The sequence below is a fragment of the Alienimonas californiensis genome (genome assembly GCF_007743815.1).
Taxonomy (GTDB): domain Bacteria; phylum Planctomycetota; class Planctomycetia; order Planctomycetales; family Planctomycetaceae; genus Alienimonas; species Alienimonas californiensis.
The window spans coordinates 1727356-1747661 of record NZ_CP036265.1; the positions used below are offsets into that span (position 1 = coordinate 1727356).

At 71.2% G+C, this 20306-nt stretch carries 25 protein-coding genes; 13 read left to right on the forward strand and 12 right to left on the reverse strand.

The genetic code is table 11. The features are described 5' to 3' along the window. Nucleotides 1–94 precede the first annotated feature (94 nt). From CA12_RS06575 to CA12_RS06590, 5 genes are all read right to left on the reverse strand, one after another. Nucleotides 95–325 carry a thioredoxin family protein gene (locus tag CA12_RS06575; protein WP_145358061.1) on the reverse strand — a complete coding sequence of 77 codons (231 nt, stop codon included), beginning with the start codon at nucleotides 323–325 and terminating at the stop codon, nucleotides 95–97. 48 nt (nucleotides 326–373) lie between these two features. Continuing rightward, on the reverse strand, nucleotides 374–679 hold the full coding sequence (locus tag CA12_RS22435; RefSeq protein ID WP_207622164.1) for a hypothetical protein: 306 nt from the start codon (nucleotides 677–679) through the stop codon (nucleotides 374–376). 80 nt (nucleotides 680–759) lie between these two features. Beyond that, entirely contained in the window at nucleotides 760–1743 is a 984-nt protein-coding gene (locus CA12_RS06580; protein ID WP_145358062.1) for a hypothetical protein, read from the reverse strand. Further along, nucleotides 1740–2168 (reverse strand): hypothetical protein, encoded by a 429-nt coding sequence (locus tag CA12_RS06585; RefSeq protein WP_145358063.1) that lies wholly within the window; start codon nucleotides 2166–2168, stop codon nucleotides 1740–1742. The genes CA12_RS06580 and CA12_RS06585 overlap by 4 nt, the downstream gene beginning before the upstream one ends. Next, the gene (locus tag CA12_RS06590; RefSeq protein ID WP_145358064.1) at nucleotides 2165–2551 is read right to left on the reverse strand and encodes a hypothetical protein; all 387 of its coding nucleotides are present in this window, start codon (nucleotides 2549–2551) and stop codon (nucleotides 2165–2167) included. Before CA12_RS06590 ends, CA12_RS06585 begins: the two co-directional genes overlap by 4 nt. Nucleotides 2552–2721: 170 nt before the next feature. Here CA12_RS06590 and CA12_RS06595 point away from each other — a divergent pair, with 170 nt between their 5' ends. From CA12_RS06595 to CA12_RS06605, 3 genes are all read left to right on the forward strand, one after another. Then, entirely contained in the window at nucleotides 2722–3264 is a 543-nt protein-coding gene (locus CA12_RS06595) for a hypothetical protein (protein ID WP_145358065.1), read from the forward strand. Next, a complete protein-coding gene (locus tag CA12_RS06600) occupies nucleotides 3261–3698 on the forward strand; it encodes an NUDIX domain-containing protein (protein WP_145358066.1) in 438 nt (145 codons plus the stop codon). Before CA12_RS06595 ends, CA12_RS06600 begins: the two co-directional genes overlap by 4 nt. 62 nt (nucleotides 3699–3760) lie before the next feature. Then, complete coding sequence (locus CA12_RS06605) at nucleotides 3761–4291, forward strand: hypothetical protein (RefSeq protein WP_145358067.1); 531 nt, start codon at nucleotides 3761–3763, stop codon at nucleotides 4289–4291. A 233-nt stretch (nucleotides 4292–4524) separates the two neighbouring features. On the opposite strand, the gene CA12_RS06610 is transcribed toward CA12_RS06605, so the two are convergent. Then, nucleotides 4525–5160, reverse strand: a complete 636-nt coding sequence (locus CA12_RS06610; RefSeq protein WP_145358068.1) for an RNA polymerase sigma factor — start codon at nucleotides 5158–5160, stop codon at nucleotides 4525–4527. A 97-nt stretch (nucleotides 5161–5257) separates the two neighbouring features. Beyond that, on the reverse strand, nucleotides 5258–6223 hold the full coding sequence (locus CA12_RS06615) for a hypothetical protein (protein WP_145358069.1): 966 nt from the start codon (nucleotides 6221–6223) through the stop codon (nucleotides 5258–5260). Nucleotides 6224–6383: 160 nt separating this feature from the next. On the opposite strand from CA12_RS06615, the gene CA12_RS06620 reads away from it, so the two are divergent. Beyond that, a complete protein-coding gene (locus CA12_RS06620; RefSeq protein WP_145358070.1) occupies nucleotides 6384–8273 on the forward strand; it encodes a LamG domain-containing protein in 1890 nt (629 codons plus the stop codon). 348 nt (nucleotides 8274–8621) lie between these two features. Here CA12_RS06620 and CA12_RS06625 read toward each other — a convergent pair whose 3' ends face one another. Beyond that, nucleotides 8622–9575, reverse strand: coding sequence for a diacylglycerol/lipid kinase family protein (locus CA12_RS06625; protein ID WP_165700595.1), 954 nt, complete (start codon nucleotides 9573–9575; stop codon nucleotides 8622–8624). Between the two features lie 221 nt (nucleotides 9576–9796). Between CA12_RS06625 and CA12_RS06630 the strand changes: the two genes are divergently transcribed. Beyond that, nucleotides 9797–10294, forward strand: coding sequence for a hypothetical protein (locus tag CA12_RS06630; RefSeq protein WP_145358072.1), 498 nt, complete (start codon nucleotides 9797–9799; stop codon nucleotides 10292–10294). A gap of 38 nt (nucleotides 10295–10332) precedes the next feature. Here the strand turns inward: CA12_RS06630 and CA12_RS06635 are convergent, their stop codons facing one another. Beyond that, nucleotides 10333–10788: a response regulator transcription factor gene (locus tag CA12_RS06635; RefSeq protein ID WP_145358073.1), complete on the reverse strand. Its 456-nt coding sequence runs from the start codon at nucleotides 10786–10788 to the stop codon at nucleotides 10333–10335. Nucleotides 10789–10890: 102 nt separating this feature from the next. Here CA12_RS06635 and CA12_RS06640 point away from each other — a divergent pair, with 102 nt between their 5' ends. Both CA12_RS06640 and CA12_RS06645 read left to right on the forward strand, forming a co-directional pair. Next, on the forward strand, nucleotides 10891–11592 hold the full coding sequence (locus CA12_RS06640; protein WP_145358074.1) for a YggS family pyridoxal phosphate-dependent enzyme: 702 nt from the start codon (nucleotides 10891–10893) through the stop codon (nucleotides 11590–11592). Between the two features lie 71 nt (nucleotides 11593–11663). After that, entirely contained in the window at nucleotides 11664–12914 is a 1251-nt protein-coding gene (locus CA12_RS06645; RefSeq protein WP_145358075.1) for a hypothetical protein, read from the forward strand. An 82-nt stretch (nucleotides 12915–12996) separates the two neighbouring features. Here the strand turns inward: CA12_RS06645 and CA12_RS06650 are convergent, their stop codons facing one another. Both CA12_RS06650 and CA12_RS21950 read right to left on the reverse strand, forming a co-directional pair. After that, nucleotides 12997–13389, reverse strand: a complete 393-nt coding sequence (locus tag CA12_RS06650) for a hypothetical protein (RefSeq protein WP_145358076.1) — start codon at nucleotides 13387–13389, stop codon at nucleotides 12997–12999. Nucleotides 13390–13495: 106 nt separating this feature from the next. Beyond that, on the reverse strand, nucleotides 13496–13900 hold the full coding sequence (locus tag CA12_RS21950; RefSeq protein WP_165700596.1) for a hypothetical protein: 405 nt from the start codon (nucleotides 13898–13900) through the stop codon (nucleotides 13496–13498). Between the two features lie 129 nt (nucleotides 13901–14029). Here CA12_RS21950 and CA12_RS06660 point away from each other — a divergent pair, with 129 nt between their 5' ends. From CA12_RS06660 to odhB, 5 genes are all read left to right on the forward strand, one after another. Then, entirely contained in the window at nucleotides 14030–14743 is a 714-nt protein-coding gene (locus tag CA12_RS06660; RefSeq protein ID WP_145358077.1) for a hypothetical protein, read from the forward strand. Continuing rightward, nucleotides 14670–15065 carry an OmpA family protein gene (locus CA12_RS06665; protein WP_145358078.1) on the forward strand — a complete coding sequence of 132 codons (396 nt, stop codon included), beginning with the start codon at nucleotides 14670–14672 and terminating at the stop codon, nucleotides 15063–15065. Before CA12_RS06660 ends, CA12_RS06665 begins: the two co-directional genes overlap by 74 nt. 90 nt (nucleotides 15066–15155) lie before the next feature. Then, nucleotides 15156–16319 (forward strand): dienelactone hydrolase family protein, encoded by a 1164-nt coding sequence (locus tag CA12_RS06670; protein ID WP_145358079.1) that lies wholly within the window; start codon nucleotides 15156–15158, stop codon nucleotides 16317–16319. 79 nt (nucleotides 16320–16398) lie between these two features. Continuing rightward, complete coding sequence (locus tag CA12_RS22975; protein ID WP_261342395.1) at nucleotides 16399–16533, forward strand: hypothetical protein; 135 nt, start codon at nucleotides 16399–16401, stop codon at nucleotides 16531–16533. Nucleotides 16534–16690: 157 nt separating this feature from the next. Beyond that, complete coding sequence (odhB, locus tag CA12_RS06675; protein WP_145358080.1) at nucleotides 16691–18028, forward strand: 2-oxoglutarate dehydrogenase complex dihydrolipoyllysine-residue succinyltransferase; 1338 nt, start codon at nucleotides 16691–16693, stop codon at nucleotides 18026–18028. A gap of 220 nt (nucleotides 18029–18248) precedes the next feature. Here the strand turns inward: odhB and CA12_RS06680 are convergent, their stop codons facing one another. Further along, nucleotides 18249–18932, reverse strand: a complete 684-nt coding sequence (locus CA12_RS06680; RefSeq protein ID WP_145358081.1) for a hypothetical protein — start codon at nucleotides 18930–18932, stop codon at nucleotides 18249–18251. 123 nt (nucleotides 18933–19055) lie between these two features. Here CA12_RS06680 and hpnH point away from each other — a divergent pair, with 123 nt between their 5' ends. Next, complete coding sequence (gene hpnH / locus CA12_RS06685; RefSeq protein ID WP_145358082.1) at nucleotides 19056–20153, forward strand: adenosyl-hopene transferase HpnH; 1098 nt, start codon at nucleotides 19056–19058, stop codon at nucleotides 20151–20153. Nucleotides 20154–20306 lie beyond the last annotated feature (153 nt).

Sequence of the window (20306 nt, forward strand, 5' to 3'; positions counted from 1 at the left end):
AGTCTAGACGCCCCGCCGCCCGCTGCGACGGGGGGAAGCCCGAGCGACGGGCGAGGAACCTCTCGGCGGAGGAACGGCTCGGCAGACGGGCGGCTCAACGGCCCTCGTCCCGGAACCGCCGCAGGCCGGACACGTCCCGGGCGCCGGAGGCTCGCGCCGTTTCCCGAGAGCCCGCCATCCGTACCAGCGTCGGCAACGCCGAGACCCGGAAGGCCCGCACGGCGTCGGGATTGGCGTCCACGTCGATCACCTCAAACCCCGGCCCCGCCGCCGCCAGTGCCGGCTTCATCGCCGCGCAGGCCCGGCACCACGACGCCGAAAACACCAACACCCGCGGCGCCGCGACCGGCGGGTCGGCCTCCGCCCCGTCACCTTAGTTCTTGATTTCTTGGTCCTTGAGACTTCCACGCAAGCAGCTGCACGGCACCCGGGCCAACCCGTCGCCGCTCGGCACGGTCCCGGACCCCTGACAGCGGGGACAGTTCGGATCGGGCCGGCGATCGTCGGGCGCGTCGTCAGGAACGCCGTCGTCGTCGGGGGAGCCGTCGTCGGGATGAACCGGGACGGCCCGTTCGGCCGCGGCGAGGGCGAACGCCGCCCGCACCCGGTCTGCGGCGGGATCGTGAGACGGCCCGGACGGAGCACAGCCGGAGAGAGCGAGGAGCAGGAGAACGGCCATGGACTTCGCTTTGGGAGACATTTGGGAGTCAGTCGGTGAGCTGGGTAGGGTGTGAAGGAGTCATGCGGAGTCCTGGGGAGTCATCCGAGGAGTCCGCCCCAGTCGTGCCGGCGGGGCGGGAAGCCGGCGAAGGCGGCCAGGGCGTAGGCCTCGCCACCGGCGAGCATTCCCTCCAGCGCCTCCCGCCGGATGCGGAGCGTGCCGGCGGGCCAGGGCTCGCCGGTCGCCCAGTCGGTCAGCCGGCCGTGGGCGTCGCCCCAGCTGTTCAGCAGGGCGGCCCAGGGCCTCGCCGGGTCGTCGCAGACGCCGACGACGCACATCTGGTGCGGCCAACGCCCCTGGCGTTCGTGGTAGCCGCCGGAGCCGGCGGACATCGTGAAGCCGGCGTTGCTGGCGACCGTCACCGGCGAGCCGTTCGCCACCGCGGAGACGACTTCGTCCCAACTCCAGACCCGGGCCGCCGCCCCGACCGGGTGATCCGCGGCCAGCCCGAGGAAGTCCCGGAAGCCGCTCGGCCCGTCGTCTGAGCGAACCGTCCGCCCGTCGCCCCAGGCGTCGGCGACGCTGCGGGAGTAGGGCGGCACGCCGGGGGCGTCGGTCCGCAGCACGCCGTATTCCTTCAAGGCCGCGGCCTGCCAGGAGCCCAGCGACCCGGCCCGGCCCCGCAGCCGCCCCTCGCCGGCCAGTACCCGGCCGGTGGCGTACAGAAAGGGGGGGAAGACGGGTTGGAACCCCTCGGATTCGCCGGCGGCGATCTCCGCGCATTGCAGGTATTCGACGGCGTTCTTCGCCCCGAAGGAGACGCAGTCGCCCGTCTGCTGCGGCACGTTCGGCGTGTCGGAGCCCCGTACCTTGCGGACGAGATCCCACAGCCGCACCCCGCCGTTCGCCACGCGGGCGGGCAGGGCCGCGGACAGGTTCGCCAGGGGAAAGGTCTCCAGCGGGGCGGGGCTCTGCTGGAGGGCGTCGAAGGCCCGCTCGGCGGCGTCGCGGCCGACCCAGCCGAAGCGGGCCGCGGGCGGGGTGATCTGTCGGGCAGAGTTTTTGGCAGAGGCGGCGCTCATCGGACCGCCTCCCCGCAGGCGTCGGCGAGGCGGGCGAAGGCGGCGGCGGCGTTCGTCCGCCGGGCGCCGGTCAGCGGGCCGGGCGGGTTGAGGACCGGGTCGAGTTCGTCCTCGACGACCGCCGACAGCTTGCCCGGCAGGCCCAACAGCGCCGCGGCTCGGCCGGCGACGGCGGCCAGTTCGCCCGTCGTCTCCCACTCGCCCGCGGTCAGACGCTCGGCGATCAGGTGATAGAAGGCGGCGTACAGCCGGGCGGCGTCGGCGTCGCCCGGCAACGCCGCGGCGACTCGGTCGTGCAGAGCGTTGTCGGCCGGATCGACCGCCGGCCCGGCCGGCGTCGGCGGGGCGAAGCAGCCGGCGACGGCGGCGGAGAGCAGAAACGCGGCGACCGTCAGCGCCGCGGTGCGGAGGCGGAGCGAGGTCATTCGGCACCCCCTTCCGTCGCGGCGACCGAATCGGCGGGGTGATGCACCTCGAACAGCAGTTCGGCCAACGCTTTCAGGGCCGCGGCGCCCCGCGGGTGGCGGACGACGGCGGGGGCGAAGGCGTCCAGCGCCGCCGCGTCCTCCGCGAACGACCGGGCCGCCGCCGGCGCCGATTCAACGCTCCGCGACCGACCGAGAACCGCCGCGGCCAGCCCGGCGCCGCCGCCGACGGCGATCAACCCGCCGGCCAGCAGGTTCGCCCCGGTCCACAGCGGCCCGCCCGTTCCCAGGCCCAGGCCGACGCCCAGCCCGTACCCGCCCCACGCCGCCAACGGCGGCCCGAGCGCGGCGAGAGCGGGGGGAACAACATTTGGAACACGCATCGGGGGTCCTCGAACGGGGGGCGGGACGGCCGACCGGCGGCCTCACCCCACGGCGGTTCAGGACCCGTTCGTGGCGGATCTTTCGTTAAACAACGCTCCCCCAACGGGATACAACCGCCTCACCGCGACGAACTGCATTTCCCGCCACCCGCACGCCCCCGCTCCGTACGATGCTCGACGCCCTCTTTCGACGCGGCAATCCGACGAACCGCTGGTCGCGGTCGCCCGGGCTGGCGCTGACGGTCGATCTCTCCCCGCCGACGATCAACGGCGTCCCGATCGGGTCGCCGGTCGAGGAGTTCTGGTTTCTCGGCCGCACGACGTCCCAAGGCGCCTGCCCGCTGGACTACGCGGACCTCGGGCTGTCGCTGGTCGCGGAGGACGACGGGACCTGTTCCACGTTTCAGGTCATCTTCGACGACACCGAGAGCCGGTTCGAGCCGTTCTCGGGCACGCTGACGGTCAACCGTTCGCCCGTGGTCCCGGCGAACCTCGCCGAGCGGTTGGGCGAACCCTATTGGGAAGACCGGGACGAGGAGGAATCGATCCTCTTCTACGAGTTCCCGGGCTATGAGATTCAACTCGAACGCACGCTTTCGGGCGTCCCGCAGCGGATCGTCGTGACGAACCAGCCGCTGATGGCGGACGCGGACCAACGAGCCAGCTACGGCGTCGATAAACCTTGGCCGCGCGCCGGCACGATGCTCCCATGAAGCACTCCGCCGGCACGCTGCTGTATCGCACGGGGGACGCGGGAATTGAGGCGCTGCTCGTGCACGCCTCTGGGAACTACAACCGGCGGGCGCCGTGGTCGTTGCCGAAGGGGGAGCCGGACGGGGACGAATCCTTCCCCGAGGCCGCCGCCCGGGAGACGCGGGAGGAGACCGGCCTGGAGGTCGACCCGGCGACGCTCACGCCGCTGGGCGAAGTCCTCTACCGCAAAACGCGCAAAACGGTGCACGCCTTCGCCGCCCCGGCCCCGGCGGGCTGCGAACCGCGGTGCGCCAGTTGGGAGGTCGATCAGGCCGCGTTCCTCCCGCTGGCGGAGGCCCGGGAGCGGATTCACCCGGATCTGGCCGTGTTCCTCGACCGGTTGGAGGCGCTGTTATCGAACGGCGACGAGGTCGACGCCGGTCGGCCGCGGTAGGCTGGCTGGGCGGGGCCGTTTGCGGCGGCTTCAAGTCCCGTCCCCCCTCTGGTCTCGCGACGATGTTCGACGTCTTTTTCCGCCGGGGCAATCCGACGAACCAGTGGACGCGGACGCCCGGGCTGTCTCTCGCCGCCGATTTGTCGGAGCCGTCCCTGAATAAGACGCCGCTCGGCTCTCCGTTGGAGGCATTTTCCTTTCTGGGTCGCAGCTCCTCGAAAGGCGCGGCGCCGTTGTTGGAGTTCGGGGAACTCGGGCTCGCGCTGGAACTGGCGGAGGACGGAACCTGTTCCGGCTTCCAGGTCGTGTTCGACACCCCCGAGCCGGAGTTTCGCCGCTATGAGGGCACGATGAGCTACCACGGCTTTGCGGTCGACGCCGCGAATCTGGCGGACAAATGCGGCGACCCCTACTGGGAGGACCGCGACGAAGACGGGTCCGTGCTGTTCTACGAGTTTCCGGACTATGAAATTCAAGTCGAGCGCTCGCCGGAACGGGACGTTCAGCGCGTGATCCTGTCGAACCGCCCGCTGCTGGCGGACGCCAAGGCGCGGAAGGCGCTGGGCGTCAAACGGCCCTGGCCGCCGGGCTGACCGGTCTCGGGCCGCGGTTCGGCCGCCCAGGCAAGATCTGCCCGCACTGTCTCCCCTCGCCCCCTTTGGCGGAGTCGCGCGGCCTCGCGTGCGCTTCGGGCTCACGGTCTTTGAGCGAAGGCGTGCGAACCGTGCGTCCCCCTCACCCCCGGCCCCTCTCCCTCAAGGGAGAGGGAGAGGGGGGAAGAGCGGGGCGGACTGTTCTCAGCGTCCGCAGACGTCGCCCCGAAAGGTCACTCCACGCCGAACGCCTTCAAATCCGCGTCGCGCAGCTTAGACGCCTCGGCGGCGGTCTTCAATTTGTTGACGGCGAAGTATTTATGGTTCGCCACCGCCTGCTCCGAGATCGACAGCCGGTCGGCGACCTCTTTATTTCGCAGACCGACCACGAACAGCAGTTCGCAGCACATCAGGCGCTCCCACTCGCCGGCGGCCTTCCAGTCGGTGATGAGTTCGCGGAGGGAGCGTTGCAACAGGGCGGCCTGGGCGTCGCGGCCCTCGCGGCTGCGGGCGATGGAACTGGCGACCCGCGCCCGGCCGGCCGGCTCGCGGCCGGAGGAGCTGTCGCTCTTGCTGGAAGGGAACAGCGGGACCGTCGGCCGGCGGCCTTCCTTCCGCAATGCGTCCGTTAATTTATGAGCCGTGATCGCGAACAGCCACGCCTCCAACGACTGCGTTTCGTCGTAGTTCGGGAGGCTGACGAGGAACCCCAAGAACGCCTCCTGCACGACGTCCTCCGCCCGCGCCCGGTTCCGCAACCGGCTGTCCGCGAAGGCCAATAAACGTCCTTCGTAGCGGCCGATGAACTCCTCCCAGGCCCCGGCGTCGCCGGCCCGGACGCGGTCGATCAGCAGGCGGTCGGCGTCCATGGTCCGCGGGGAGGGGGGAGGAGTGATGAGGGAGGGGATGTTAGCGGGTGAGCGACGGCGGGGACGAACGCTTGCGCGTCCCCTCCCTCCTCTCCCATCACCCCTCCCCGGGCGTCGGCGCCCGCAGCTTGCGGCGGCCGAGGCCCCACAGGCCGGCGAAGCCGACGACGCACGCTCCGGCGCCGCCGACCGCCCACAGCGCCCGGTCGCGGCCGAGGCGGTGGCGGTGGCCCTGCCGCAGGCGGTCCAGCACGGGGGCGGAGGCGTCCACCTGCACGAAGGCCCGGTACATCGTGAAGGCGTTCTCGCCGGTGGTGCGGGTGAGGGTCTGCACGGCGATGCGGCCCGGCCGGGGCACGTCGTCCGGGTTGATCGCGGCGCCGGGGGGCAGGCCGGCTTGCTCGATCAGGCGGGCGGTCGTCGCCTCCTCGGCGGCCCGGCGGGCGGCGGCGGGGCCGCCGTCCTCGTCCGTCACCAGCGGGCCGGTCACCACGAGGCGGTCCGCCGGCGGGGTCTGGGCCCACTCGGGCAGTTCGTTTTCGCTGACGAACTCCGCTTCGACCAGAGGGCCGCCGGGGCCGTGGTGGAGCGCTTGAGGTCTGTGATCGCGGTCGTGCCGCCGCCGTTGGAGGAGCCGTTCCTCATGCCGACCGGCGGCGTCCCGCCAGGCGTCGCCCTCGGGTCCGCGGCCGGGGGCGGGGGCGATCAGGATCTCCCCGCCGCGTTCGTCCACGTGCACGCCGTCCGGGCGGACGTGCACGCGGTTGTCGTGGGCGAAACGGCTTTGCAGACGAGCGTCATCGTCGTCCCCGTAGGCGTGCAGGACGGCTTCGCGGCGGGCCCCGTCTCGGTCCCACACGGCGTGAACTTCTGCCGGGCCCCGATGTTCCGTTCGCACGCTGATGAGGGAGCCCATTGCCAGCAGTGCCCCCAACCCAACGCCCACGCCGCCGACGATCGCCCCCGCCCCCGGCCGCCCGCGGACGGCCAGCACGATCGCCGCGACCAGCGGGGCGACGATCAGCAACAGCGCGGCGAGTAACGCGATCCAGGCGACGACCATGAACCAGATCGGGGGAGAGGAAACGGGCGACGTGCGAGGGCTGTTCGTCGCGGCGGCGGCGATCTTGGCGGAATCTTGCCGGGAACGCGGAATCCGCCCCCGCTTGCCGGCGGGGCGGGCGAACGGGAAGGGTACGGCGTCCGTTCCTCCGGGGTCTCCCATGCGTGCTCGTTCCTGCGCGGTCCTCACGCCGCTCGCCGCCCTGCTGACGCTCGCCGGCCCGGCCGTCGGGCAGACGCGGAGCGAGGCCGAACCGCCCGCCGCCGGCTTCGTGACCGTCGCCCGGACCGCGGACGCCGTCACGGTGGAGACCGACGCCCTCTCCGCCGTGATTCCGCTGACCGGCTACGTCAGCGGGATCAAAGCCGGTTCGCTGACGGACAAGCGGACGGGGGCGACGGACCTCGGCTTCGGCCTGCACATTATGGACTTCCTGATGGCCCCCGGCTGGCGGGAGGACGGCTATGAACGCGACCCCAAACTGCACGGCGACCTGCCCAAGCACTACGTCGCAGGCCTGCAGCTCTGCACTCAGGCGCAGCGCCTGGAGGCGGAGGTCACCCGCGGCGACGGCTTCGCCGCGATCCGCCTGCGGCACCGCTTCCCCGAGGCCGGCGCGGGGTACGAGCCGGGTTCAATTTGGGAACAGACCCTCCTGTTTCGCCCCGGCCTGCGGTACGTGCTGACGGCGGAGCGAATCGTCAGCGCCAACGCCGTCGACGACCTGTTTTATCGCATCGACATGCCGGGCCACGTCCGCCACGGGGGGGCGCTTGGACAAACGTTCGAGCGGATTTATCTCAGCTATGAAGACGAACCGATCCCCGCCGCGGCGTTCGACGAACCGTTCGGCCCGGATGAGCGGTTCTTCTATCAGCGCACCGAAGACGAGGGCCCCGTGCCGGAGCGGATGATCCGGGCCTATCAAACCCGGTTGAACGGGCAGCCAGGCCCCTGGCTGGCCGGGATGACGCTGGACCCGGCGGCGGTCGCGGAGGCGTGGTGCCATCAGCGGGGGTACGTCTGCTTCATTCAAGAATTGCACCGCCGCGACGTGCGGGCGGGGGAGGCGATCGGGGCGGCGTATGTCGTTGGCTGGTTCGACGACCTGCCCGCGATGCAGCGGACCTACGACGCCCACCGCGGCGTGCGGGCGATTGTCTTGAACGACGGCGGATATGAACTGGCGAAGACCGTTCCCCCTGCGGCCGCCGACCCGAACGCCGACCCGGTCGCGGCCCGGCGGGCGGCGCCGGGGGCGATTCCCGGGCTGCTGGCCTTCTGGGACTTTCAGGAGCCGGCCGGGGCGGAGCGGGTTTCGTTAGGCCAATACCAATACGCCCTGCAGGAGCAAAACGGCCCGATCGCCCGGGTCGAGGACGGCGTGTTCGGGCCGTACTCCACGGACTTCAAACCGGGCCAATGGATGATCCTGCCGCACGAAGACGCCCCCGGCCTGGACCTGCACGGCGAGGAGCAGCGGGTCTCCATGGCGGCGTGGATCAAACGCGAATCGAGCAATCGCTGGCAGTTTATCGGCGGGATGTGGGACGAACGCGGCCGCGCCCGTCAGTACGGCATGTTTATCTGCGGGGCCTGGCAGTCCGACTGGACAACTTATACCCGCACCAAGGCCGGCGATCAGGCGATGGGCTACGTCTCCCCCCTCGGCGGGGCGACCCCGGGCCGGCCGTTCGCCTACGACTACGCCACCGGCGGCACGCAACTGCCCAAAGACCGCTGGACGATGATCAGCTACGCCTACGACGGCCAGCAGATCCGCGTTTACGTCAACGGCGAGCTGGACCGCAACGAGAACTACAACCCCTTCCGGTTCGACGGCCCCGTCTACGACGGCGGGGCGGACTTCACCGTCGCCAACCGGGCGATCCCGAGCTGGAAAAATTATCCCGACGGCCCCACGGACGGCAGCGGCTTCGACGGCCGCCTCGGCGGCCTGGCCGTCTGGAACCGAGCCCTCACGCCGGAGGAGATGCGGACGCTTTATCAACGCACCTCGGGCGCCGCCGAGGCAGAAACGTCACGCTAAGTTGTGAGCCCGAAGCGCAAGCGAGGGGGGACGGGTTCGAACCTCGCTTGCACGTCGGATCCGAGTCCGACTGCGACGCCGTTCCCCCCTCTCCCTCAAGGGAGAAGGGCCGGGGGTGAGGGTGAGGGCGAGGGTGAGCGAACGGTTCTTCCGCCCCCGCTCGGAAAGTGGGAGCCCGAAGCGCAAGCGAGGCCGGGTGATTGTGCCACCCGTGCACGCCTCGGCTTGCGTCTCGGGCTGCCGGTTCTGAACGCCGGACCGTGAACGACGCTCGGGCGCCGCGGCCCCCTCACCCCCGACCCCTCCCCCCAAAAGGGGGGCGAGGGGAGACAGGGGGCCGGCGCCGCGCTATCCCACCGCGCAGACCTTGGCCCGCAGGCGGCCGGGGAGCAGGTCGAGCCGGACGGACCGCACTGCGTCGGCGGGGATGAGGGCCAGTTCGCCGTCGGCGTGCACCGCCAGCGGGCTCGGGCTGTCGATCTGAATTGACCGGCGCCGGCCGAGTTCGACGTGCGGGTGGTCGGTCGGGGGGCCGCGGCGGGCCAGGCCCGGCAGCAGTTTCAGCATGCCCCAACGGCTCGCCGGGCCGAGGCGGAGCGTGTCGAACAGACCGTCGTCCAGCCGGGCGTCCGGCGCCAGCAGGAAGCCGCCCTCCCGGCGGCCCAACAGGGCGTGGACGGACTGCGTGGGGCCGGTCGTCGGCGGTTCGTCGTCGTATTGCACCGTCCACTCCTCCGGCGGACCGGCGGCGCGCAGAGCCCGCAGCGCCGCCAGCCCGTACAGCGGGACGCCCTGCAACCAGCCGATCTTGCGGCTTTCCAGCGTCACCCGGCCCGGCAGCCCGGCGCCGCAACAGCAGACGAAATACCGATCCCGCGGCGCCCCGTCGGCGGCGGTCCACGACAGCCGGCCCACGTCCACCGGGTGGGCCTCCGGGGCGTCCAGCGGGGCGGTTCCGAACTGCCGCTGAAGGCTGTGGGCGTAGTCGTTGGCGCTGCCGATCGGGACCACCGCGAAGACCGGGGCGGCGCCGGATTCGCCCTGGTCGGTCGCCTGACCGGCGGTCTGATCGGCGGCCCTCAGCAGACCGTCGGCGACTTCGTGGACAGTGCCGTCCCCGCCGGCGGCGGCGATCGTTTCGAACCCCTCCCGCACCGCGGCGGCGGCCAGTTCGGCGGCGTGGCCGGGGCGGGCGGTCGGCCGCAGCGTCACCCGGTCGCCCCAGCGGGCGAGGAACCCCGCCAGCCGCCGCCGTGCCCGACGCCGGCCCGCCGCGGGGTTGAAGATCACGCAGATCCGCACGGGGAACGATCGAAACGGGGACGGGGAAACCGGAGGCAGAACCAGTGTGGGCGGCCCGCCCCCCGACCGCGACGGAGCCCGTCGGACGACGCCCCGACCGGCGGCGGATCGAACAGGCGGGGCAACAGGCCAGTTGACAGGCTGCGTGTCGTGGCGATGCTGCGTGCCTCACGGACGGCCTGTCGTTCGTCCCCGCCCCCATTTCGCCCTTGGCGCCCCCGATGCAAGTCACCTTCGATCCCACCATCCCCGAGGAACGCGAACTCGTTCGCCGCCTGATGCGGCCGCTCGACGGCCCCGGTGGACCCCGTCGCGGCAAACCCGGCCGGCACGGTCGGCCGCACGGCGGGCCGTTCGCAGAAGAGTCCGCTCCGACCGACCCGCAGGCAGTCCGGCGGGGGCTCAACCAGCTGCTGTCGTTAGGCTGCGGGGAGTTTCTGGCCCTCGCCGCGGCCCACTTCGAACCGGAGGCGGAGTTCACCGTGCCGGGTCTCGCGGAGGCCTCCGGTGTGCCGGTGGAGACGCTGCTCTCCAAGAACCGCACCCTGGGCCATTCCTGCCGGGTGCGGGGGTTGAAGAAGCGGGACTACCTCGCCGCCCACGGCGGCGCCCCCCGCCGCTTCAGTCTGCCGCAATGGGTGCACGACGTGGTCGGCAAACAGGCCGCGGCACAGGCCGAAGAACAGGCGGGAGACGGCTCGAGCGAACAGGCGGCCTGACACGCGCCGCCTGTCGGCACCGGCGAACCGGCGGAGGGCTACTCGTCCTCGCCGGTCGCCGAGTCGTCCGCGTTCTGCCCGCCTGCGGCTTCGGCCGCGGCGACGCGGGCCCGGGGGCCGGGGGTGCCGGGGGGGTACTTGTCGAGGGCCTTCTCCGCCGCTTCCAGCAGCACGTCCATGGCGAAGGGTTTGCGGAGGTAGTCGACCACGCCCAGCATCTCCGCGTAGGCCTTGTGGCGGCCGCCCTCGTTGGCGGTGACCATGATCGCCGGCGGGGGGTCGTCCTGAGTGGCGAGGAACTCCAGCACCGGGAAGCCGCCGCGGCCGGGCATCATCATGTCGGTGACGATCAGGTCCGGGCGCTGCTCCAGGTAGAGTTCCTGCCCCTTAATCCCGTTGGGGGCGTGGCGGAGTTCGTAGCCGGCGGTCCGCAGCGCCCCGCCGAGGGTGGCGGCGATCTCGCGGTCGTCCTCGATCAGCAGTACGGAGGCCATGACGATGTGGGAGGGGGGAAGTCGGAGGGCGGAGGGGGCGGGGTCGCTATCCTAACCGTGCCGCGGGCCGCACATCCCCAATCCGACCTCCCCCCTCCCACATTGGACGCCCTCGCCGCCAACCTCGCCGCCGTTCGGGAGCGGATCGCCGCCGCGGCGACCGCCGCCGGGCGCGCGCCGGACGCCGTCACGCTGATCGCCGTGACCAAGTACGCCCGGGACGAATGGGTCCGCGGGCTGCTGGACCTGGGCGTCCGCGACCTCGGCGAGAACCGCCCCCAACAGCTCACGGAGCGGGCCGAAACGTTCACCGCCCAACCCCCGGTACGTTGGCACCAGATCGGCCAGCTCCAGCGGAACAAGGTGCAGAAATTGTTGCCGGCGGCGTTCCTCACGCACTCGGTCGACAGCGAAACGCTGCTCGCCCGCATCGAACGGGTCGCGGCGGAGGAGGGGCTGGTGCCGGCGGTTCTCTTGCAGGCGAACGTCTCCGGGGAGGACTCGAAAAGCGGCTTCACGCCGGACGCGCTGCGGGCGCTGTGGGACGCCGGACTCGACCGCTTCCCCCATGTGCGGGTGCGGGGCCTGATGACGATGGCCCCCGCCGCGGCGCCGGACGCGGTGGAGGCCGTCGCCCGGCCGGTGTTCGCCGGCCTGCGGACGCTGCGGGACGAACTGGGCGGAGCGGAGGCGCTGCCGATGCTGTCGATGGGGATGAGCGGCGACTTCGAACCGGCGATCGCCGAGGGCGCGACCCACGTCCGCCTGGGCAGCGTGCTGTACGCGGGGCTGGCGGAGGGCTGAACGGGGGGGAACGCCGGGCGGCGGCGGCGTTAGACTGGCGTCCGCCGATCCGTTCCTCCTGGGGCTCTCCAATGTCACCGTCGCTGCTCGTCGCGGCCGTGCTGGCCGTCGCCCCGCCGGCGAAGCCGGCCCCGCTGCCGACCGCCGCCGAGTTGGCTGACGGACTCGCCAAAGTGCGGGCGGCGGTGCGGGACGTGCACGTGGTTTGGCAGGAGCGGTCCGAGAGCCGATCCGGGCCGAGGATCCCGCTCGGGCCGCCGACGGAGCGGTGGGCGGAGGGCTTTTTAATGGATGAGGCGGCCCAGATCCGGCTGCGGGGGGAGGCGGCGCCGCCAGGCGCCCCGGACCGGTGGCTGACGGACACGCCGGCCGGAGCCCCGCTGACCGGCGAGACCGCCGCCGACCACGTTGGCCAGCTGATCTGCCTGCGCTCGCCCGGCGACGGGCCGGTGCGGGCCCAATTGATCGCCGGCGTCGCCGGCAGCGGGATGTACTCGGATCAACTCTACACAACGCACGACGACATCGAACCGCTCGGATTCTCGGTCCCGCACCTGTTGGCGGGGCGGCCGTGGGCGGCGGTGGGGACGAGTCAAATCGATCAACTCGCCGGCGTCGATCCCGCCGCCTGGATCGTGGAGGGGCGGGAGGTGAAGGACGGCCGCCCGGCGGTGCGGGCGTTCGTGCCGCAAACGGAGTGGCAGGAGCTCCAGTCCAGGCAATCGCCAGAACGCAGCGTCGAATACGGCGCCGGCCTGCGGGTTTGGTTCACCGATGACGACCGACGCGACCTGTTCCGGACCGAGTTCGTCAACGTCCGGCGACAGGGGAGCGAATGGGTTTTGTCCGGACCGCCGTCTGCAATCAGTTGGGCGGAGGACTTCCGCCCGCTGCCGAGCGGCGTGCGCGTCCCGCGCGCCGGCGGGTCGACCAGCTACGCGACGGCGGCCGTGCCGGCCTTCCGTTCGTTGAACGATGCGACCTCGACGGGGGAGTTGTTCGCCCTGGAAGGGCCCGCCGTCGAGCGGGAGCGGTTTGCTCACTTGGAGCAGAGGTGGAGGATCACGACGCTCGAACCGCTGGCCCCGAATGTCGACGCGGCGGACCTGTGGATCGAACCGCCGTACGGGGCGCAGTGGCACGACGTGCCCACCGGCCGGGAGCGGATCGTGGGAGCCTGGGCGATCGAGTCGTGGCTGATCTTCACGTTCGGCCGCCGGGACGCGGCGTGGTGGGCCTTCGGGCCGCCGCTGGCGCTGTGCGGCGTGCTCGCCGTCGTGTGGTGGTGGCGCCGTCGGCTGCGGCGGTGGGCGACCGCCTGACGCAGTCGGAGATCGGTACGAAAAACGCCCCGCCGGCTCGGGAGCCGACGGGGCGCAGGTTCAGTTCGGCGATCAGGCCGGGCTATTTCGCGTCGCAGCAGGCCGCGCCTTCTTCGCAGCACTCGGCGCCGGCTTCGCAGCAGGTCGCGGCGGCGTCGCCACAGCAGGCGGCGCCTTCTTCACAGCACTCGGCGCCGGGCGCGCAGCAGGTCGCGGCGGCGGCGTCGCAGCAGGCGGCGCCTTCTTCGCAGCACTCGGCGCCGGGCGCGCAGCAGGTCGCGGCGGCGGTTTCGCAGCAGGTGTGATCGCAGGTGCACACGCCGGTGTCGGCACAGTCGCAGTCGCACACGCAGCCGGGGTCGCACTCGCAGCCGACGCACCCGACCGGGGCGGCGGCGACGGGGGAGACGGCCGGGGCGAAGGCGAACAGGCCGGTCGACACGGCGAGGGCGGCGGCACTCAGGAAATGACTCATCAAAACGTCCTTGGAAGCGTGGGGAACCGTGGGCTCTCCGCGGTCTGACGCGGAGCCCCGGCGGGGCGGAAAAGAAAGAGGTCACGCAGCGTCCGAGACGGCCGCGTTAAATCCGCCACACGCACAGCCACGCCCTCAACGACCGGCCGGCCGCGGGGGGTGGGGTTCCGGGGGAGCTTCGAAGAACGTTCGGGGCAACCGCCGCGATCCGGGGCGACGGCGGCAGGCCGAGAGCCGTGGGCGCCGGCGCCGGGTCCGTCGTCGGGGCGACGGGGGCGAGCGGCTCCGCGGGGGCCTGCCAGCAGGCACAGACCGGGGCCGCCGCGGGGGTGGCCGCGTCGGTCGCGGCGTCGCAACAGGGATGACAGGCCGGCGGGCCGCACGCACAGGCGGCCTCGGCGGAGGGGACGCAGCCGCCGCCGGCGCCGCAGTCCGTCGCCCACGCGGCCGGCCCCATCAGGAGCGGCAACGCGGCAAGCAGGGCCGGCGGCAGGCGGAAGAGCGTTCCCATCGGATCTATTCTACGAACGTCCGCGGCGGAGCGTTGGAGAATTTGTTTTCGAGCGCGCCCCGGCGAGCGGGCGCGCCGCCGACCGGCGACGGCGAAGCGGGCAGGCCGTGAGAAACAGGCCGGCTGCAGGTGATCCGCGCTGCGGTTCCCGGCGTTCGGTACGCTGCGGCGGCTCGCCGCCCCGGTTTCCCCCACGTTCCGACGCCATGGAATCTGACCGGCCCGGACGGGGCCGCGGAGCTGTTCCGTAAGGACGAATCGGTCGCCGCCTGCTGCGTGATTACGCCGGAGATGATCGGCCTGGCCGGCAGGCCGGACAGCGCCGGCACCGGGGCGGAGGGCGCCGTGAAGGGCGCCCGGGTGGTCGTCAGCGCCGCGGAATTGAACCGCAGCGTCGCGGACGTGTACGCCGTCCGCAAAGATGATTTCGACGCCCACCGCGACCAGTGCGAAGCCCTCGTCGCCGGCTGGCTCGCCGGGCGGGAGCGGGTCGTCAAGCTGCGGAACGACTTTGAAGCCGGCAACGGTCGGATGAGTCCGGAGTACCGCAAACTGCTGGAGTCCGCCCAGGGCGTCTTCGGCAAGGACGTCATGCCCAACCTGGAGGTCGACGCCCACGGTCTGCTGCTGGACTGCCAGTTCGCCAATCTGCCGGGGCAGATCGAGTTCTTCCGCACCGAGGGGAACCTCGTGGGCTTCGACGCCAAACTCGTCGAGAATCTGATCGCCGGCGGGGCCTTCGACGCCCCCCAAGCGCCGGCCGCGGGCGGTGACGCAGAAGGCGCTGAACCTCTCCGTCGTCCGGGCCGAGGCGGTCAAACGGGCGATCGCCGAATCCCCTAAGGGGGCCAACGTGCAGGTGGACCTGTCCGCCCTCACGCCCACCGGGGCGGGCATCTCGGACCCAGTCATCCCCAAGCCCCGCAGCCTGGAGGAGGCGAAGGAGAACATGCGGGTGGAGTTCCGTATCGTTCGCGTGAACGCCGAGGCGCTCGGCCCGGGCGAGTTCGATTTTTCGTCGCCCGCCGGCGTCTCCCTTCCCCCCTCGCCCCCCTTTTGGGGGAGAGGGGTCGGGGGTGAGGGGGCAGTGATCCCCGCACGCCGTTCACCGTCCGCCTGCTCGCCCGTCGGCTGGATTGTCACCGCAGAGAGCGGCAACGGGTGAACCGTGCCCCACCCTCACCCCCGGCCCCTCTCCCTGAGGGAGAGGGGAGACACGTGATCGCCTCGCCGCCCTGCACTCCCTGACCCCGCCATGCACCCCGCCCTGCTGCTCGTTGCGTTCGCGTTGGACGGCCCGGCGGCGCCGTCCCGACCGCTTTCCGAGCCGGAGGCGGCGGCCGCCGTCCGCGACGCTTGGGACGACCTCGTCGCGGAGTGCCGGGCGGGATCGTTGAAGGAACGCGGGGCGAAGGCGATCCAGGCCGGCGGGGAGACGTTGCCGTTCCTCGAGCGCACCTTTGGGAAGAAACCGAAGGGCGGGCACGCCCTGTTCATCTCCCTGCACGGCGGCGGGGGCGGGCCGGCGGCGATGAACGACGGCCAATGGCGGAACCAGATTCGCCTCTACGAACCGCAGGAGGGCGTCGTCGTCGCCCCCCGGGCCCCCGGGAATACCTGGGACCTGTGGCATCAGGCCCACATCGATCCGCTGCTGGATCGATTAATTCTGTCCTACCTCGTCGACGGTACGGTCGATCCGAACCGGGTCTATCTGCTGGGCTACAGCGCCGGCGGGGACGGCGTATTCCAACTCGCCCCGCGGACGGCGGACCGCTACGCGGCGGCGTCGATGATGGCCGGGCATCCGAACGAAACGCAGCCGGACGGCCTGCGCAATCTGCCGTTCTCGATCTGGATGGGCGGCGACGACGCCGCCTACGACCGCAACAAAATCGCCGGGCAGTGGAAGGAACAACTCGCCGCCCTGCACGAAGCCGACCCGGACGGCTACGAGCACAAGGTCGTGATATACCCCAACACCGGCCACTGGATGAACGGCCGCGACCGGGCCGCCCTGCCGTGGATGGCCCGGTTCGACCGCGACCCCTGGCCGAAGCGGATCGTCTGGTTGCAGGACGACGTGACCCAGCCGCGGTTCTACTGGCTGGAGGTCCCGGCCGATCAGGCGGTCAAGGGCACGCGGATCGTTGCGGCAGTCGACGGCCAGCGGATCGACCTGACGGTCCCCGCGGACGTGGTGAAGGAGGTCACGCTGTATTTGTCGGACGCATTGGTGAACCTCGACCGGCCGGTCGTCGTTGCCGTCAACGGGGCGGTCGTGCATGAGGGCGTCGTCCCGCGGACCCGGGCGGCGGTCGACGCGTCGTTGGCCTCCCGGCCGGACCCCGCCGCGGTCGCCTCGGCAGCGCTGACGTTGCCGGCTTCTCCTCCCACCGAACCCGAACCCGCCGAGTGACATAGTTCCCCACGCCGCCCTGCAGTTCGCCGCGTTCGCCCCGGCGGCCCCCGCAGCGCCGGCAGCCCCGGCCGGCGACGTGCAGGTCGAGGGCGACCCGGTGCTGAGCGGGTTCTGCTGCTGCGTGATCCCGCTGATCGGCGCCGCGGCGCTGGGCTTCGTGGCGTTCAAGCTGCTGGGCGGGGGGCGGAACCGGCGTCGCCGGGACTGGTGAATCGCCCCCGGTGAGCAGCGGCGATTCGCTCGGTTGCACGCCGCCGGGATCGCGGAGAGTCTGAGACGTTCGACCCCGCGCCGGCCGCCCGCCCCGTCGCGTTCGCCCCGCTCCCCCCGAGACGCCGCCGGTTGCCCGCCGGCCGCCCCGCCGCCCGATGCCCGCTGCCGTAGTCGAGGTCAAAGTCCCCAGCGCCGGGGAAAGCGTCACCGAAATGCAGGTCGCCGCCTGGAACGCCGCGGAAGGCGATACGGTCGAGCGCGATCAGGTGATCGTCGAACTGGAAACCGACAAGGCGACCAGCGAGGTGACCGCCCCCACCTCCGGCCGGCTGACGAAGATCCTCATCGGCGAGGGGGAGACCGTCGAAGTCGGCGACGTGCTCGCCCAGATCGAAGAGGGCGAAGGCGGCGGCGAATCGGCGGGCGACGGCGGCGCCGAGACCGCCGGCGTGGCCTCCACGGAGCAGAAAACGCCCAACCAGTCCGCCTCCCCCCAGCGGGGCGGCACCACCGCCGACCCCCGCCGTGAAGAGGCGACCGCCTCCGCCCCCAGCGCCGGCAAGGGCTCGGGCGCCGGCAAGGGCGCCGGCGGCCACGTCATGCCCGCCGCCAAGGCGCTGCTGGACCAGAACGGGTTGAACGCCTCGCAGGTCTCCGGCACCGGCCCCGGCGGGCGGGTTCTCAAGGAGGACGTGCAGAACTACCTCAAGAACGGCAAGAAGGGCGAACTGGTCCGGGCCGACGCCCCCGCCGCCGCCCCGATGACGACCGGCCCCGAGGGCGGCGAGCCCGGCCGGGCCGTCAAGCGCCAGCGGATGACGCCGATCCGCAAGAAGATCGCCGCCAGCCTGGTCAGCGCCCAGCAGAACGCCGCCCTGCTGACGACCTTCAACGAAATCGACATGACCGCGGTCAAGGAGGCCCGGGCGAAGTACGGCGAGGCGTTCCAGAAGAAGTACGACATCAAACTGGGCTTCAGCAGCTTCTTCGTGAAGGCCGTCGTCGACGCCCTGCAAAATATCCCGCAGGTCGGCGCCCAGATCGACGGCGACGAGCTGGTCTACTACGACTACTGCGACATCAGCGTCGCCGTCGGCGGCGGCAAGGGCCTGACGGTTCCCGTGATCCGCAACGCGGAAACGCTGTCGTTCGCGGAGATCGAACAGACCGTCGCCGACTTCGGCCGCCGGGCCAAAGAAGGCAAGATCGGCCTGGACGAACTTCAGGGCGGGACCTTCACGATCACCAACGGCGGCATCTACGGTTCGCTGCTGAGCACCCCGATCGTGAACCCCCCGCAGAGCGGGATTTTAGGGATGCACAATATCGTCGACCGCCCGATGGTCGTGAACGGCGAGATCGTGATCCGCCCGATGATGTACGTCGCCCTGACCTACGATCACCGCGTCGTCGACGGCCGCGAAGCCGTGACGTTCCTGATGCGGATTAAAGAGAGCATTGAAGACCCCGGCCGGATGCTGATGGAGGTGTGAGGCGGGGAAGCTCCGAGGAGCAAGAGCTAAGAACCAAAACGGCGGGGGCGGGCGTTTGTGAGCCCGAAGCGCAAGCGAGGGAAGACGCGCCCGCTCGCCGTTTAGGTCTCGAAGGAAATCAATTGATTGCTTCACGGCTGTTCAGCTAAGACGGCCGCGGACGCGATCACCTCTTGAAATGCGTGAGCCGCGACCGTCAGGGAGCGTCTCTCACGGGGTCCTACGTTTCACCGCGGTGCGGATCGCGGGGCGATTCTGACGGGAACAGATCGATCGGCTCGTCCCGGCCGCGGGCTCGTTCGACGCGCATGATCGCCCATAGGACGACGGTTCCGGCCAGCGCCAGCGGCAGGCTGGCGGTCCACAGCAGCCAGGCGTCCCGGCGGGCTTCTTCGACAAAGTAGCGGCGCGCCATATCTTCCGACCGAACGTACGTGGCTGGCACCGCCCGCTCCGCCGGCGTGAGGATCGTGTCCATGGCGTTCGAGGCGGCGGCGATGTCTCCTCCGAAGAAGAGTGGGCCGAGCACGAGAAGCGCCCCCAGGAACCCCGTCGCGGCCGCCACCGCGACGACGGCGACTGAGACGCTCGGCCACGCGTCCCGCCAGACGAACAGCAACGCCACGACCGCCGCGATCAGCGTCAACGCCCCGCCGAGGATCGGCAGTGCCGCCCGGCTCGTCTGCCGCTCCAACACCTTGAACCGCACCGCCGCCCCCGGGATCGGGGCGGCGGTCAGCTCCGCGGTAGTGAAGACCTCGTCCACCCGCAGCGGTTCGACCACGTGCGGGTACGCCACGCCGCAGCCGATCGCCCAGGCGCCGGCCAGCGCGGTGACGGCGAGGCAGGCTCGCAGCGGGCGGCTCTCGGGCCGGGGGGGCCGGGCGTCTGTGCGGCGGAACACGCGGCGACTCGGGGTTCGGGTGATCGTCCCGGTCCGGTCGCGGTGTCAAGCGGTCGGCGGGTCTGGTATGACAGGGGCGCACCCTGCTCGGCGCCACCGTCCCCTTCCCGGCTCTTTTCGTCCATGGGCGTTCCGCTGTCTCAGATGGCCACCGTGGCCTCGCACGTCGTGCGGCAGAAGTTGAAGGGGAACAAGCGGTATCCGCTGGTTCTGATGCTCGAACCGCTGTTCCGCTGCAATCTGGCCTGCGCGGGCTGCGGCAAGATCCAGCACCCCAAGCCGATCCTCAAGGATCAGCTCACCCCGGAGCAGTGCTGGCGCGCCGCCGAGGAGTGCGGCGCCCCGATGGTCGCCCTGCCCGGCGGCGAACCGCTGCTGCATCCCCAGATCGGCGAGATCGTCGCCGGCCTGACCGACCGCGGCAAATACGTGTACCTGTGCACGAACGCGATCCTGTTGGAGAAGAAGCTCGACCTGTTCAAACCGAGCAAACGCCTCAGCTTCAGCGTGCACATCGACGGCCCGCGGGAGGAGCACGACGAAGCCGTCTGCCGCGAGGGCGTGTTCGACGTGGCCATCGAAGGTATTAAAGCCGCCATCGCCCGCGGCTTCCGGGTCACGACGAACACCACGGTCTTCAACAACGCCGACCCCGTTCGGGTGCGGGAGATGTTCGAGCAGCTCACGGATATCGGTGTGGAGGGGATGATGGTCTCGCCGGGCTATCCGTACGAGAAGGCGCCGGATCAGGAGCACTTCCTCGTCGCCGACGAGACCGTGCGGCTGTTTAAAACGATCCTCGCCGACGTCAAAAAGCGCTGGACGTTCAACCAGAGCCCGCTGTTCCTGGAGTTCTTAAGAGGGAACCACGCCCTCGACTGCCACGCCTGGGGCATGCCGACCTATAACCTGTTCGGCTGGCAGAAGCCCTGCTATCTGATGGACGAGGGCTACTGCGACACCTACGAAGAGCTGATCGCCTCCGTGGAGTGGGCCAACTACGGTCGGGCCAGCGGGAACCCGAAGTGCACCGACTGCATGGTGCACAGCGGCTACGAGGCGGCGGCGGTGGACGCGACCTTCGGCAGCGTCGGCGGGTTGTTGAAGACCGCCCGGGCCACGCTGTTCGGCCTGCCCGCCGGCGCCCCCGGCGACGCGACGGCTCATCAACCCAAAAAGTCCTCGGCGCCCGCGGGCGACCTCGTGCAGTTGTCGATTTAGCCGTACGCAGTCGCCGGCGGTCGTCGCCGGCGGTTGTCAATTAAGAGCGACGGTCTACTGTTTAAACAGACAGGCGTTCGGCGCCCGCCCCGATCGGGGGACAGCACCCCGCATGCCGAAGGTCATCGAATGAGGATCGTCTTGCCGGGGGGA

Excerpts from the sequence above, each read along its gene's own strand:
- CA12_RS06645 (WP_145358075.1), top strand. The coding sequence starts at position 11,664 with ATGTCACCGTCGCTGCTCGTCGCGGCCGTGCTGGCCGTCGCCCCGCCG.
- CA12_RS06585 (WP_145358063.1), bottom strand. The coding sequence starts at position 2,168 with ATGACCTCGCTCCGCCTCCGCACCGCGGCGCTGACGGTCGCCGCGTTT.
- CA12_RS06635 (WP_145358073.1), bottom strand. The coding sequence starts at position 10,788 with ATGGCCTCCGTACTGCTGATCGAGGACGACCGCGAGATCGCCGCCACC.
- hpnH (WP_145358082.1), top strand. The coding sequence starts at position 19,056 with ATGGGCGTTCCGCTGTCTCAGATGGCCACCGTGGCCTCGCACGTCGTG.
- CA12_RS06580 (WP_145358062.1), bottom strand. The coding sequence starts at position 1,743 with ATGAGCGCCGCCTCTGCCAAAAACTCTGCCCGACAGATCACCCCGCCC.
- CA12_RS06630 (WP_145358072.1), top strand. The coding sequence starts at position 9,797 with ATGCAAGTCACCTTCGATCCCACCATCCCCGAGGAACGCGAACTCGTT.
- CA12_RS22435 (WP_207622164.1), bottom strand. The coding sequence starts at position 679 with ATGGCCGTTCTCCTGCTCCTCGCTCTCTCCGGCTGTGCTCCGTCCGGG.
- CA12_RS06615 (WP_145358069.1), bottom strand. The coding sequence starts at position 6,223 with ATGGTCGTCGCCTGGATCGCGTTACTCGCCGCGCTGTTGCTGATCGTC.
- CA12_RS21950 (WP_165700596.1), bottom strand. The coding sequence starts at position 13,900 with ATGGGAACGCTCTTCCGCCTGCCGCCGGCCCTGCTTGCCGCGTTGCCG.
- CA12_RS06610 (WP_145358068.1), bottom strand. The coding sequence starts at position 5,160 with ATGGACGCCGACCGCCTGCTGATCGACCGCGTCCGGGCCGGCGACGCC.
- CA12_RS06600 (WP_145358066.1), top strand. The coding sequence starts at position 3,261 with ATGAAGCACTCCGCCGGCACGCTGCTGTATCGCACGGGGGACGCGGGA.
- CA12_RS06605 (WP_145358067.1), top strand. The coding sequence starts at position 3,761 with ATGTTCGACGTCTTTTTCCGCCGGGGCAATCCGACGAACCAGTGGACG.
- CA12_RS06590 (WP_145358064.1), bottom strand. The coding sequence starts at position 2,551 with ATGCGTGTTCCAAATGTTGTTCCCCCCGCTCTCGCCGCGCTCGGGCCG.
- CA12_RS06595 (WP_145358065.1), top strand. The coding sequence starts at position 2,722 with ATGCTCGACGCCCTCTTTCGACGCGGCAATCCGACGAACCGCTGGTCG.
- CA12_RS06620 (WP_145358070.1), top strand. The coding sequence starts at position 6,384 with ATGCGTGCTCGTTCCTGCGCGGTCCTCACGCCGCTCGCCGCCCTGCTG.
- CA12_RS06650 (WP_145358076.1), bottom strand. The coding sequence starts at position 13,389 with ATGAGTCATTTCCTGAGTGCCGCCGCCCTCGCCGTGTCGACCGGCCTG.
- odhB (WP_145358080.1), top strand. The coding sequence starts at position 16,691 with ATGCCCGCTGCCGTAGTCGAGGTCAAAGTCCCCAGCGCCGGGGAAAGC.
- CA12_RS06670 (WP_145358079.1), top strand. The coding sequence starts at position 15,156 with ATGCACCCCGCCCTGCTGCTCGTTGCGTTCGCGTTGGACGGCCCGGCG.